Source organism: Mesorhizobium sp. WSM4823 (genome assembly GCF_055811195.1).
In genome coordinates this window covers 278,204-290,362 of record NZ_JBVVQL010000005.1, presented here as the reverse complement: position 1 = coordinate 290,362, position 12,159 = coordinate 278,204, and the positions used below count along the sequence as shown (strand labels likewise).

Annotated in this window: 14 protein-coding genes; 10 read left to right on the top strand and 4 right to left on the bottom strand. The window is 62.9% G+C overall.

Going from position 1 to position 12,159, the window contains the following annotated elements; genetic code table 11:
* Positions 1-92: 92 nt before the first annotated feature.
* Genes cobU through AC0L26_RS16190 form a run of 3 tightly spaced genes read left to right on the top strand, consistent with a single transcriptional unit; the run spans position 93 to position 1,517 of the window.
* Positions 93-557, top strand: coding sequence for a bifunctional adenosylcobinamide kinase/adenosylcobinamide-phosphate guanylyltransferase (cobU, locus tag AC0L26_RS16200; protein WP_473633553.1), 465 nt, complete (start codon positions 93-95; stop codon positions 555-557).
* A gap of 1 nt (position 558) precedes the next feature.
* Positions 559-1,176 (top strand): cob(I)yrinic acid a,c-diamide adenosyltransferase, encoded by a 618-nt coding sequence (cobO, locus tag AC0L26_RS16195; RefSeq protein ID WP_473633439.1) that lies wholly within the window; start codon positions 559-561, stop codon positions 1,174-1,176.
* A gap of 26 nt (positions 1,177-1,202) precedes the next feature.
* Positions 1,203-1,517, top strand: a complete 315-nt coding sequence (locus AC0L26_RS16190; protein WP_473633438.1) for a hypothetical protein — start codon at positions 1,203-1,205, stop codon at positions 1,515-1,517.
* 26 nt (positions 1,518-1,543) lie between these two features.
* On the opposite strand, the gene cbiB is transcribed toward AC0L26_RS16190, so the two are convergent.
* Complete coding sequence (cbiB, locus tag AC0L26_RS16185; RefSeq protein ID WP_473633437.1) at positions 1,544-2,512, bottom strand: adenosylcobinamide-phosphate synthase CbiB; 969 nt, start codon at positions 2,510-2,512, stop codon at positions 1,544-1,546.
* Between cbiB and cobD the strand changes: the two genes are divergently transcribed.
* Complete coding sequence (gene cobD / locus AC0L26_RS16180) at positions 2,511-3,554, top strand: threonine-phosphate decarboxylase CobD (protein WP_473633436.1); 1,044 nt, start codon at positions 2,511-2,513, stop codon at positions 3,552-3,554. The two genes, cbiB and cobD, sit on opposite strands and share 2 nt — an antisense overlap.
* On the top strand, positions 3,551-4,060 hold the full coding sequence (locus AC0L26_RS16175) for a tyrosine phosphatase family protein (RefSeq protein WP_473633435.1): 510 nt from the start codon (positions 3,551-3,553) through the stop codon (positions 4,058-4,060). Before cobD ends, AC0L26_RS16175 begins: the two co-directional genes overlap by 4 nt.
* A gap of 58 nt (positions 4,061-4,118) precedes the next feature.
* Here the strand turns inward: AC0L26_RS16175 and AC0L26_RS16170 are convergent, their stop codons facing one another.
* The 3 genes from AC0L26_RS16170 to AC0L26_RS16160 form a co-directional block, all read right to left on the bottom strand.
* On the bottom strand, positions 4,119-4,622 hold the full coding sequence (locus tag AC0L26_RS16170) for a GNAT family N-acetyltransferase (RefSeq protein ID WP_473633434.1): 504 nt from the start codon (positions 4,620-4,622) through the stop codon (positions 4,119-4,121).
* A gap of 153 nt (positions 4,623-4,775) precedes the next feature.
* Entirely contained in the window at positions 4,776-5,579 is an 804-nt protein-coding gene (locus tag AC0L26_RS16165) for a creatininase family protein (RefSeq protein ID WP_473633433.1), read from the bottom strand.
* A gap of 83 nt (positions 5,580-5,662) precedes the next feature.
* Positions 5,663-6,046: a RidA family protein gene (locus tag AC0L26_RS16160; protein WP_473633432.1), complete on the bottom strand. Its 384-nt coding sequence runs from the start codon at positions 6,044-6,046 to the stop codon at positions 5,663-5,665.
* 253 nt (positions 6,047-6,299) lie between these two features.
* Here AC0L26_RS16160 and AC0L26_RS16155 point away from each other — a divergent pair, with 253 nt between their 5' ends.
* The 5 genes from AC0L26_RS16155 to AC0L26_RS16135 all read left to right on the top strand — a co-directional run bounded on the left by AC0L26_RS16155 (position 6,300) and on the right by AC0L26_RS16135 (position 12,131).
* Positions 6,300-7,304, top strand: coding sequence for an ABC transporter substrate-binding protein (locus tag AC0L26_RS16155; RefSeq protein WP_473633431.1), 1,005 nt, complete (start codon positions 6,300-6,302; stop codon positions 7,302-7,304).
* A 9-nt stretch (positions 7,305-7,313) separates the two neighbouring features.
* Complete coding sequence (locus AC0L26_RS16150; protein WP_473633430.1) at positions 7,314-8,144, top strand: ABC transporter ATP-binding protein; 831 nt, start codon at positions 7,314-7,316, stop codon at positions 8,142-8,144.
* Complete coding sequence (locus AC0L26_RS16145) at positions 8,131-8,982, top strand: ABC transporter permease (protein WP_473633429.1); 852 nt, start codon at positions 8,131-8,133, stop codon at positions 8,980-8,982. The genes AC0L26_RS16150 and AC0L26_RS16145 overlap by 14 nt, the downstream gene beginning before the upstream one ends.
* Before the next feature lie 450 nt (positions 8,983-9,432).
* Positions 9,433-10,734, top strand: coding sequence for a cytosine deaminase (locus AC0L26_RS16140; RefSeq protein WP_473633428.1), 1,302 nt, complete (start codon positions 9,433-9,435; stop codon positions 10,732-10,734).
* A complete protein-coding gene (locus tag AC0L26_RS16135) occupies positions 10,731-12,131 on the top strand; it encodes an FAD-binding oxidoreductase (protein WP_473633427.1) in 1,401 nt (466 codons plus the stop codon). The genes AC0L26_RS16140 and AC0L26_RS16135 overlap by 4 nt, the downstream gene beginning before the upstream one ends.
* The last annotated feature ends 28 nt before the right edge of the window (positions 12,132-12,159 follow it).

The following is a 12,159-nucleotide window of genomic DNA, read 5'->3' as shown; positions in this document are numbered from 1 at the left end:
CGGCCGTGCGCCGGGCGGGCGCTACCGCTTGGCTTTCGGGGTTTGCTTGGGGGGGGCGGCTGACCGTGGTCTGGGGGGGGGCGCGCCCCGCAATGCGCGCGCATGCCGAAAGACTGGTGACGGCCTGTCCGGCGCCGTGGGCCTTTATCGCCACGGCGCAAGCCTATGACGACGAGATGCGCGAACGCATCGCGCTGCACCGGTCGCGGCGCGGCGAGGGCTGGACAACCGTCGACGCGCCGCTCGATCTCGTCGGCGCGATCGAGGCGCTGCCTGACGGCCGGCCTGTCCTGATCGACTGCCTGACGCTGTGGCTGACCAACCATATGCTGGCCGAACATGACATCGAGGTCGAATGCCAGAGGCTGGCCGATGTGCTGTCGCGGCCGCGCGGGCCATGGTTCGTGGTTTCCAACGAGGTCGGCCAGGGCATCGTGCCGGATAATGCATTGGCTCGCCGGTTTCGTGATGCCGCCGGCCGGCTCAACCAGCAAGTTGCGGCCGTGGCCGACACGGTGCTGATGATGGTGGCGGGGCTGCCGCTCAAGGTGAAATGACATGGCCGATACTATCGATCCCAAGGACGAGGAACGCCACCGCGCCAAGATGGCAAAGCGCAAGGCGGTGCAGGACGCCGAGGTCGCGGCAAAGACGGTCGAGAAGGGGCTGCTGATCGTCAACACCGGTCCCGGCAAGGGCAAGACCACCGCCGCCTTCGGACTGGCGCTGAGGATGCTCGGCTACGGCAAGCGCGTCGGCGTCGTCCAGTTCATCAAGGGTAAATGGCACACCGGCGAGAAGGACGCTTTTGCCGCTTTCGGCGATCGGGTCGTTTGGCACACGATGGGCGAGGGTTTTACCTGGGAGACGCAGGATCTGAAGCGTGACATCGCTGCCGCCGAAGCCGCCTGGGCCAAGGTGCTCGAACTGATGGCCGACCCGTCGATCAGCCTTCTGGTGCTCGACGAGCTGAACATCGCGCTGCGCTACGACTATCTCGATCTGGATAAGGTGGTGGCGGCGCTGAAAGGCCGCCGCGAAGGGCTGCATGTCGTCGTCACCGGCCGCAACGCCAAGCCGACACTGGTCGAGGCCGCCGATCTGGTCACCGAGATGGGCGTGACCAAGCATCACTTTTCCACCGGCGTGAAGGCGCAGCAAGGCATAGAGTTCTAATCATTTCGCAGCAGGAGATCTGTCTGTTGGAACAAGCGGTAATCGTCTATCTCCTTCTGAATGACGGGCAGTTTGGAACGTCGAAAGAACGCGCTTCCATTCTCGCGCTGGAAGCTCGGCTAGAGCAAGTCGTCGGCAATGCTTCGGTCGGTGAGTTTGATAGCGATGAGTTTGGCGAGGGCAAATGCATCCTCTACATCTACGGGCCAGATGCCGAACGACTTTTTGTTGTGATTGAACCGGTATTGAAATCTTCCCCCGCGGCTGTCGGTGGATATGCGATCAAAAGGTTTGGCAAGGCGGCTGATTCAAGCGCAAGGGAAGTCCGCGTGACTTGGTAATTCGAGTTCCTGACCCTTCCGATGGGTCACGCAGCGATGACGATCACCGACAGCAAGCCGAACAGCGCGATCAGCAGAAGATCGGCCGTCCGGTAGAGTTTCAGCGCTCGCCTGATGTCGGCGCTCTCGAGATCGCGGCGGCCGCCTTCGCCCATGAACGCGTCGTCGACCATGACGCCGTCATACGAGCGCGGACCGGCAAGTGCCAGGCCGAGCGCGCCGGCCATCGCAGCTTCCGGCCAGCCGGCATTGGGCGAGCGGTGCTTTTTCGCGTCGCGCTGCACGGTGCGCCAGGCGTTGCCGGCATCGGCGTCTTTGACGAAGAAAGAGGCACCCACGATGAGCAGTGCAGTCAGCCGCGACGCCGGCAGGTTGATCAGATCGTCGAAGCGCGCTGCCGCCCGGCCGAAGGCCTCGTGGCGCGGGGTGCGGTGGCCGATCATCGAATCGGCGGTGTTGGCGGCCTTGTAGGCGACGCCGCCGGCCAGCCCGCCGACGCCGATCCAGAAGACGGGAGCAACGACGCCGTCGGAAAAATTCTCGGCCAGGCTTTCGATCGCCGCGCGGCAGACGCCTGATCTGTCCAGCTTTTTAGGATCGCGGCCGACGATCCGTGAGACGGCAACACGGCCGATGTCGAGTCCACCATTGTCGAGGCCGTCGGCCACCGCCTCGACATGCTCGGCCAGGCTCTTCTGCGACAGCAGCGACGTCGCCAGAATTGCCGTGAGGACCAGTCCGGCGGGAATGTCCGAAAGCATGGTTTCCACCGCGAAGGCTATGGCGGCAGGCACCAGCACGATGATCAGCAGCGCATGAAGGCCGCGCCGGCGACGCAGGGCGTCGGAATCAGTATCGCGGTTGAGCCTGAGATCGAGAAAGGATATCAGCCTGCCAAACCAGGTGACGGGATGGCCGATGGCGCCGAACAGCCAGGCTGGGTAGCCCACGGCGAATTCAATAACCAGTGACAGGAAAGCGATCAGGATCGACATGAAGTCTCTTGATGGAGCGGCGACAGTGGTGGATCACGGCGGAAGCCTTGGCCGGGCGAGGGCGCTTTTCCCGCACGCCCCACAACCCTTCGTCGACCTCTCGACCGGTATCAATCCGCACTCCTATCCGTTTTTCGAGTTGCCCGCCACCGCCCTTTCGCGATTGCCGGAAGCCGCGCGGGTTCGTGATCTGGCCGAGATCGCGGCAAGCGCCTACGGCGCGCCGTCGGCGGCGACTGTGATGGGAGCGCCGGGCACGCAGATCCTGCTGCCGCGCATCGCCTCGCTGGTGCGGCCCGGCAAGGCGCTGGTGCTCGGGCCGACCTATGCCGAACATGCCAGGGCAGCGGCGATCGCCGGTCATGCGGTGACGGAGGTCGATGATTTCGAGGCGCTGGCAGGGGCCGACCTTGCCATCGTCGTCAACCCCAACAATCCGGACGGGCGCGTCGTCGAACGCGAGAAGCTACTTGCGCTTGCCGGAAAATTGCACGCCAAAGGCGGGTTGCTGGTCGTCGATGAGGCGTTCATGGATGTCGGTCCGCTTGGCGAGAGCCTGGCCGGCGATGTCGAGCAAGGCGGCATCGTCGTGCTGCGTTCCTTCGGCAAGTTCTTTGGGCTGGCCGGCCTGCGGCTTGGCTTTGCACTGGCCGACGCGCTGACGGTCGAACGGCTGGAGGCGCAATTCGGGCCGTGGGCGGTGGCCGGACCGGCGCTCGAATATGGTATCCGCGCGCTTGCCGACACCGGCTGGCAGGTTGAGATGCGGCGCCGTTTGGCCGAGGAGGCCGCGCGGCTCGATGCGCTGTTCGGCCGCTTCGGCGTGCCTGTCGCCGGCGGCACCACGCTGTTCCGCTACATCAGGCTGTCGGACGCCGCCGGCTTGTTTTCGACGCTTGGCGAGCGTGGCATCCTGCTTCGTCATTTCTCCGGCCGGCCGCATGTGCTGCGCGCCGGGCTGCCGGGCCCGGAGGAAGAATGGCAGCGGCTCCAATCGGCTCTTGCCGACTGGGCGCAACTGATAGAGGAAAAGGTACGATGATCCATGTCTGTTCGCTGTCCAAGGTCGAGGAAACGGTTGCGAGGACCGGCGCCGAGCGGCTGCTTTCCCTGCTGACCGCCGGTACCGAGGTGACGCGCCCGGCCTCGATCGCCAGGGAAAACCATCTGCATCTGGTCATGCACGACATCGCCGTGGCGCAGGACGGCATGACCATGCCGGGCGAGGAGCATGTCCGGGATCTGCTCGATTTCGCGCGCCGATGGGATCGTGCAAGGCCGCTGGTCGTGCATTGCTATGCCGGCATCAGCCGTTCGACCGCCTCGGCCTATATCATCGCGGCGGCACTGGCGCCGAAGCGATGCGAGGTCGAATTGGCTGAGACGCTGCGCGCGCTGTCGCCCTCGGCGACGCCCAATCCGCGGCTGATCGCGGTCGCCGACGCGCTGCTCGATCGCAACGGCCGCATGACCAGCGCGATCCAGGCGATCGGGCGCGGCGCGGACGCCTTCGAGGGCACGCCTTTTGCGCTGAAGATCGACGGCTGATTCTGGTCAGAACCTGATCCATCCCGATCTGGACGGGCTGCGCTTGTTTTCATCCAAGCTACTTGATGACCCTTTCCATGTACCGCGTAGCTTCCTCCAAGCCCTTCGGTGCCGGTTCGAACGGTTCGCACTCTTGAAAGCCGAACTGGCGGTAAAGGGTGATCGCATTCGTCATGAATGAAACTGTCACCAGGTTCACCTTTTGGCACTTGGACTGCTCGATAGCATCGAGCGCCGTCGCAAGGAGGCGGGCTCCTACGCCTTTTCCCCGTCCTTCTGGACGGACGAAGAGCTTAATGATCTCGGCAACATCTCCATGGCTAACGTGGCCGATACAACCTAAGGCGACAGAGCCGACCCGAGCGAGGTACATGCCTGCGCTGGGCAATGTGCACTTTTCCAACAAACTCGCGGCATCGTCAGAATAGTAGGCGGAAATCACGCCTTCCGACGGAAGACCGTGCACGCCGCATTGGGCAACGTCCCATTGGCCCATCTCCGCGATGAGTGCGTGGGCTGCATGGAAGTCAGCGAACGTCAGTGCCTTTGTGACGACAACCATCGCGCACCCGTGGATGTGAGACTGATGAGAGACTAGAGAGACAAACCGCCGAGACTTTACTTTACGCATGATCTGGAACTAGCGCCATCGAAGTGGCAGTCTGTCTTCGACCTCAAGTGGGCGTGTGTGGCTCACCTTGACCTGAAACGGACCCTATGCCAACCAGTCGGCGAGCTTCGCCTTGCGCACATCCCTCAACAGGCTGATGAAACCGTCGGCTTGATGGTTGGCGGTCAGCCGGCCCTTTTCGGCCGTTGCAATGCTGGCGTCGCCGACCACGCCGTTCGGGTTGAGGTCAGTGGCGATCCAGGCGAAGGCGTGGGTTCCGGTGTGGCGCAGCAGCGAAAATTGCTTTTCTGCGCGGGCGACGTTGGAGACGAAATTGTCGGCCTTTGCCATGTCGACAAGATCCGGCCGGAAATGCAGCATCAGCGAGGTCTCGACATCGCCGCCATGGATGCCTTGGCGCTCCTCAAGCTCGGTGTACATGCCGGCCGGCCGGCCAAAGCGCTGCCAACTCGTCTTCACCGCCAGCATCTTTGCACGCACGCGCAATTCGCGGGTGATGATGCCCATGATCTCCTCGTTGCCGCCATGCGAGTTGACGACGATCAGCTTCCTTAACCCGGCCCGTGCGATCGACAGGCCAAGCTCGGTCCAGGCGTCTATCAAGGTCGCCGCCGGCAACGTCAGGGTTCCCGGCGCATGCAGGTGCTCGTTCGACTTGCCCACCGCCTGGACGGGCAGGATGCGGATGTCGAGATCGCCAGGCAGGCGCTCGATCACCGTTTCGAGCATGCCGTTCATGATCGAGGTATCGGTCGAAACCGGCAGATGCGGCCCGTGCTGTTCGATTGCCGCCACCGGCAGGACGGCGATCGTCGCCTCCGGGTCGACGGTGGCGTATTCGGTGGTCCGATAGTCGCCCCACCACACGCGTCTTTTCGCAACGGTCATGTCATGCCTTTTCCGATAGACTGGCCTTTTCGATAGGCCGGCCTCTTCAATGCAGACCTAGCGCGGGAAGGATCGGCTGTCGATCACCCTGCCGCGATGACCTCGATCTCGACCTTGAATTCCGGCCGGGCGAAACCGGACACGATCATCAGCGTCGAGGCGGGTGCCGGGCTGGTGAACAGTCGGTCGCGGACGTCCATGTAGGGCCTGAGGAAAGCGCGGTCGGTGACATAGGCGTTGATGCGCACGATGTCGGAGAGTCCAAGTCCGGCCTCGCCGAGAATCGCGGCAATGCTGCGAAAACAGAGTTCAGCCTGTGCGCCGGCATCCTCCGGGATCTGATCGTCCAGAGTGATGGCGACCTGGCCAGAACACAGCACCAGCCGCTTGCCGGGCGGCACCTCGATGCCATGGCTGTAGCGGGCAAAAGGCGGTTTGATCGACTTCGGCGTCAGGAATTTGAACATGGCGATCTCCGGTTCGGCGCCAGCCTAAGACCAGATTAGCCAAGCCTTCAAGATGCAGTGCATGTTGTCAGGGCGATTGTGGACAGGCGTCCAAAAAATAGGCACGATGCCTCCGGTACAGCATGATCAGTCCGGCCTCGCGCACGACTGTTGCGCAGGCAGGCGGTCCCGGCGATGGCATGTGTCTTGCTTCTTGAATCGATGGTGTCGAGCTCGGCGTGTGACGCGCCCGAGGCAACAAAGGGTGGTGTGGATGGACGGAAAACTTAAGATTTCGGCTGGCGCGATCGTGCTGCTTGCCGCTAGCACGCTGAGCGCGGCAGCGAACGAGAAAGTCACCTTCGGTACCAACTGGCTCGCCCAGGCCGAGCACGGCGGCTACTATCAGGCCGTGGCGGACGGCACCTATGCCGCTTGCGGGCTCGACGTGACGATCATGCAAGGTGGTCCGCAGGTCAGCGGGCGGCCGCTGTTGCTCGCCGGCAAGATCGACTTCTACATGGGCGGCAACATGCTGCAGGCTTTCGACGCCGTTCAGCAGGAGATTCCGCTGCGCGTGGTCGCCGCCTCCTTCCAGAAAGAGCCGCAGGTGATCATGGCCCATCCAGGTCAAGGGCTCGACAAATGGGAGGATTTGAAGAACGCGGACCAGTACATCATCGGCGACGAAGGTGCACAGAGCTTCTTCCAATGGATGATCACGGAATTCGGCTTCGATGCGGCCAAGCGCGTGCCCTACACGTTCAACCCGGCACCTTTCATCGCCAACAAGAAGTCGATCCAGCAAGGCTACGTGACCTCGGAGCCCTATGCAGTCGCCAAGGAAGGCGGCTTCCAGCCCAATTTGTTCCTGCTCGCCGACTACGGATTCGACACTTATGCGACGACGATCGAGACTATGCAGGGCACGATCGACAAGCGGCCGGAGGTGGTCCAATGCTTCGTCGATGGCTCGGCCAAGGGCTGGTACAACTATCTCTACGGCGACAACGCTGCCGCGAATGCGGCGATCAAGAAGGACAATCCAGACATCAGCGACGAGCAGATCGCGTTTTCGATCGAGCAGATGAAGAAATTCGGCATCGTCGATTCCGGCGACACGGAAAAACTCGGCATCGGCGCGATGACCGAGGAGCGCATCCAGAGCTTCTACGACAAGATGGTCAAGGCCAAGGTCGTGCCGGCCGATATCGACATCAAGAAGTCCTACACGCTGACCTTCGTCAACAAGGGCGTCGGGATCGACCTGAAGAAATAGCACCCGGGGATGATGCAGGAGAAAGTGGCGCAAGCGCCGGCAAGCGCATCGGGCAAGGGTCCGATGCTGCTGGCGCTGCGCGGCGTCGGCAAGGTTTTTTCCAACGGCGTGACAGCGCTCAGCGACGTCGACCTGACAATCCGGGAAGGCGACTTCCTCAGTCTGCTCGGACCGTCGGGTTGCGGCAAGTCGACGGCTTTGCGCCTCATCGCGGGTCTTGCGACGCCGACCTCCGGCCTGCTCGACTGGCGCGGCAGTAGCTCTGTCGACCGCTCTGACATCGGCTTCGTCTTCCAGGAGCCGACGCTGTTGCCCTGGGCCGATGTTTTCGACAATGTCTGGCTGCCGCTCCGGTTGAAGGGCGTGTCGCGGGCCAAGGCTGAGCCAGCGGTGAGGGAGATGCTGGCGCGGGTTCACCTGACCGGCTTCGAGAACGCCGTGCCGCGCGAGCTGTCCGGCGGCATGAAGATGCGCGTCTCGATCGCCCGCGCCATGGTGACCAAGCCGCGCGTTCTTTTGATGGACGAGCCGTTCGCAGCACTGGACGAGATCACCCGCTTCAAGCTCAACAACGATCTTCTGGAACTATGGCAGGACGAGCGTTTTACCGTCGTCTTCGTGACCCACAGCGTCTTCGAAAGCGTTTTCCTCTCCAACCGCGTCGTCGTCATGGCGGCGCGACCGGGCCGCGTGTTCGGGGAAATTGCCGTCGATGCGCCTTATCCGCGCAACGAAACCTTCCGCACCTCACCCGCCTATGCCGCGCTCTGCCGTCAGGCGTCCGATGTGCTGATCGGCGCCATCAACTCAACCGCCGGACCGCATCATGACGGCCATTGAAGAACACGCCCCGACGCTCGACCCCGAGGAGGCGCGTCGGGTGCGCCAGGAGCGGCTCGAGCGCATCGGCCGCTGGCTGCTGCCGCTGGCGATCATGATCCTGGCCATCTGGCTGTGGGATCGCATCTGCGTCTGGAACGATATCCCGAAATACATCCTGCCGCGCCCCGGCGTGGTGCTGCAAACGCTATTCGACGATGCCGGCCTGCTGTTCTCCTCGCTGCTGGTGACGCTGCGGATCACCTTTCTCAGCCTGCTTCTCGCCGTCATCGGCGGGGTCGGGCTTGCGGTGCTGTTTGCGCAATCGAAATGGGTGGAGATGTCGTTCTTCCCGTTTGCCATCGTGCTGCAGGTGACGCCGATCGTCGCGATCTTCCCGCTTATCAACATCTATGTCGACAACCAGACGACGAAGCTTCTGCTGTGCGCCTGGATTGTCGCCTTCTTTCCGATCCTGTCCAACACCACGCTCGGGCTCAACTCAGTCGATCGCAATCTGCGCGACATGTTCAAGCTCAACGGCGCGACCCGCTGGCAACAATTGCGTTATCTCAGGCTGCCGGCGGCGATGCCCTATTTTCTCGGCGGGCTGAAGATCGCCGGCGGCCTGTCTTTGATCGGCGCGGTGGTGGCGGAGTTCGTCGCCGGGGCCACTGGCCAGTCGTCGGGTCTCGCCTCGCGCATCATCGAGGCCGGCTACCGGCTCAACGCACCGCGGCTGTTCGCGGCGCTGATCCTGATCTCGTTCACCGGCATTCTCATCTTCCTGGTGCTGTCGCTGATCTCGCATCTCATTTTGCGGCGCTGGCATGAAAGCGCGCTGAAGCAGGAGCGATAGGATGCGTGACGCGATTGAGAACGGTGAGGGGCTGCTTGGGCCAGAGATACGGCGGACAGCCGTGCGGAGACATCGTGAACAGTTTTGCGCCGCCGCTAAACTCAAAGGGAACGGCATGGATCCTAGGGTCTGCGCGTCCGCTTCGCTCCCGCTCCGCCCTAGGATGACGAAGGGAAAGGATGCCGCCACCAATCGCAAACGTTGGAGATACCGGAGTTCCTCCCAATCCCCAGCATTGGCGATTTGCATAAGCCTTCCTGTCTTTCGTCATCCACGGGCGGAGCGGGAGCGAAGCGGACGCGCAGACCCGAGGATCCATGCCGTTACGGTCACCGAAGAATACGGCGGTGCAAAACTGTTCGCGATGTCTCTGCACGCCTGTTCGCAGTGTCTCCAGTCCAAACGACCCCTTGAGGGAACGGTGTTGCATAGGACAGAGGGGGGTGCGGCTTGATACCAGCCTCTGGTTCTTATCATCTTACCAATGCCCGTGTTCATCGGTCGCTGACGCCCGGCCTATCCTTGGCCTATGACAGCGACGGTTTCGCGCTCGCCGACATCGCTGTCGCCGACGGCAGGATCTCCAGCGTGGCCGCGCATGGCAGATCCACAGCGCCGGCAGGCGCCGTCGACCTCGGCGGCCGCATCGTCATGCCGTGCTTCGTCGACTGCCACACCCATATCGACAAGGGCCATATCTGGCCTCGGAAACCCAATCCCGACGGCACCTTCATGGGCGCGCTCAACGCAACCGGCGCCGACCGCGCTGCACGTTGGAGCGCCGAGGACGTCGCCCGTCGCATGGATTTTTCGCTGCGCTGCGCCTACGCGCACGGAACCAAGGCTTTGCGCACCCATCTCGACAGCGTTGCGCCGCAGGAAGAGATCTCCTGGCCGGTGTTCGAGATGATGCGGGAGAAATGGCGCGGCCGCATCGAACTGCAGGCGGCCTGCCTGCTCGGCATCGAAGCCGTTCGCGACAAGGCATGGTTCGAAAAATTGGCTAAACGCGTGGCTGCGGCCAAGGGCGTGCTCGGTGTCGTCACCTATATGGTGCCGGACCTGGAGGAGCTTCTCGACCAGGTGTTTGCGCAGGCGATCAAGCATGGCCTCGACCTCGATTTCCATGCCGACGAGACCGACGCGGTCTCGGCGATCTCGTTGAAGAAAATCGCCGAGGCCGGCCTGTGGAACGGTTTTGAGGGAAACATCCTCGTTGGTCACTGCTGCTCGCTGGCGCGTCAGCCCGATCTCGATGTGCTCGACACGCTGGACAAGGTGGCGAAGGCGGGGCTTGCCGTGGTGTCGCTGCCGATGTGCAATCTCTATCTGCAGGACCGGCGGGCTGATAACACCACGCCGCGCTGGCGTGGTGTTACGCTGCTGCACGAGATGAAGGCGCGCGGCATTCCCGTCACCGTCGCCTCCGACAACACCCGCGATCCGTTCTACGCCTATGGCGATCTCGACATGCTGGAGGTCTATCGCATGGCGACGCGCATCCTGCATTTCGATCACCCGGTCGGCGACTGGCCGCAGGTGGTGACGTCGACGCCGGCCAAGGTGATGCGGCTCGATGGTTTCGGCATGCTTGCCGCCGGTGGTTCCGCCGATTTCGTCGTATTCAGGGGGCGAAGCTGGACGGAATTGCTGTCGCGGCCCGAAGCGGATCGCATCGTGGTGCGCGAGGGTCGCGCCGTCGAGCGCCGATTGCCCGACTATGCCGAACTCGACGATCTGATGGTGGAATGATGGACATTGCAGCGCTCAAACACGACCTCGATGGCCTGAAGCTCGACGACCATCCAGCAATCGTCCAGCAGAAGAGCCGTGACTTCTACTGGTATAGCCCGGTGCTGAAGCAGCAGCTCGACCATGTCACCGGCGACCTGATCGTGACGCCGAAGTCGGAGGACGAGGTTATCCGCGTGCTGGCGGCCTGCCACCGGCATGGCGTGCCGGTGACGCCGCGCGGCAGCGGCACCGGCAATTATGGGCAGGCCATGCCGCTGTCCGGCGGCGTGGTGCTCAATCTCGCCGAGATGAACGCGGTCAAGTCGATCGCGCCCGGACGCGTCGTCACTGGGCCTGGCGCGGTTCTGGCCGATATCGACAGGGCGACGCGGGCGCACTCCGGCCAGGAACTCCGTATGTCGCCGTCCACCTACAACACCGCGTCGATCGGCGGCTTTGTCGCCGGTGGGTCGGGAGGCGTCGGCTCGATCCGCTGGGGTGGACTGCGCGACCTTGGCAATGTCATCCGGCTCAGGACCGTGACGATGGAGGCGGAGCCGCGCGTCATGGAGCTTACCGGTGAGGAGGTGCTGAAGGTCATGCATGCCTACGGCACCAACGGCATCATCACCGAAGTCGAGATGCCGCTGACCGCATCTTACGACTGGGTCGACGTCATTGTCGGCTTCGACGATTTCATGGATGCGGCCGGTTTCGGCGACGATCTCGCCGTCCAGGACGGCATACTGGCAAAACTGATCACGCCGATCGCAGCGCCCATCCCGTACGATTATTTCAAGCGCCATCAGAAATTCTTCCGGCGCGAGCAGAGCATCGTCGTCCTGATGATCGCGCCGCATGCGATGGACGCCTTTGTCGCCCTCACCGCGCGTAGCAAGGGCGAGATCGTCTTCCGCGCCGACAAGGAGGCCGATCTCAAGGGCCTGCCGCCGGCCTATGAGCTGACCTGGAATCACACGACGCTGCGCGCCATCAGGGTCGATCCCACGATCACCTATCTGCAGACCCGCTATCCGTCGCCGGATCATCTGGCTCACGTCAAGGCGATGATCGATCGCTTCGGCGACGAGGTGCCGACGCATCTGGAATTCATCCGTTTCGACGGTGCGATCGGCGTTGCCGGCCTGCCGCTGGTCCGCTTCACCACGACGGAGCGGCTCGACGAAATCATCCGTATCCATGAGGACAATGGCTGCTGGATCTTCAACCCGCACCGATACACGCTGGAAGAGGGCGGAATGAAGCGGACCGACGAGGTGCAGCTTGCCTTCAAGCGCGAGACCGACCCGCAAGGGCTGCTCAACCCCGGCAAGATGATCGCCTGGGAAAACCCTGACTATGATTATCGCTCGAACAAGTCGTTTCTGTTCAAGGGGTTGCAGAAGGCGGGGTGATGAGGAGCGTGTGGCGCCTGCGAGGACT

Bases quoted from the DNA above. Each gene is read 5' to 3' on its own strand.
- cobU (WP_473633553.1), top strand. From the start codon at position 93: ATGCGCGCGCATGCCGAAAGACTGGTGACGGCCTGTCCGGCGCCGTGG.
- cobO (WP_473633439.1), top strand. From the start codon at position 559: ATGGCCGATACTATCGATCCCAAGGACGAGGAACGCCACCGCGCCAAG.
- cobD (WP_473633436.1), top strand. From the start codon at position 2,511: ATGAAGTCTCTTGATGGAGCGGCGACAGTGGTGGATCACGGCGGAAGC.
- cbiB (WP_473633437.1), bottom strand. From the start codon at position 2,512: ATGTCGATCCTGATCGCTTTCCTGTCACTGGTTATTGAATTCGCCGTG.
- AC0L26_RS16175 (WP_473633435.1), top strand. From the start codon at position 3,551: ATGATCCATGTCTGTTCGCTGTCCAAGGTCGAGGAAACGGTTGCGAGG.
- AC0L26_RS16170 (WP_473633434.1), bottom strand. From the start codon at position 4,622: ATGGTTGTCGTCACAAAGGCACTGACGTTCGCTGACTTCCATGCAGCC.
- AC0L26_RS16165 (WP_473633433.1), bottom strand. From the start codon at position 5,579: ATGACCGTTGCGAAAAGACGCGTGTGGTGGGGCGACTATCGGACCACC.
- AC0L26_RS16160 (WP_473633432.1), bottom strand. From the start codon at position 6,046: ATGTTCAAATTCCTGACGCCGAAGTCGATCAAACCGCCTTTTGCCCGC.
- AC0L26_RS16155 (WP_473633431.1), top strand. From the start codon at position 6,300: ATGGACGGAAAACTTAAGATTTCGGCTGGCGCGATCGTGCTGCTTGCC.
- AC0L26_RS16150 (WP_473633430.1), top strand. From the start codon at position 7,314: ATGATGCAGGAGAAAGTGGCGCAAGCGCCGGCAAGCGCATCGGGCAAG.
- AC0L26_RS16145 (WP_473633429.1), top strand. From the start codon at position 8,131: ATGACGGCCATTGAAGAACACGCCCCGACGCTCGACCCCGAGGAGGCG.
- AC0L26_RS16135 (WP_473633427.1), top strand. From the start codon at position 10,731: ATGATGGACATTGCAGCGCTCAAACACGACCTCGATGGCCTGAAGCTC.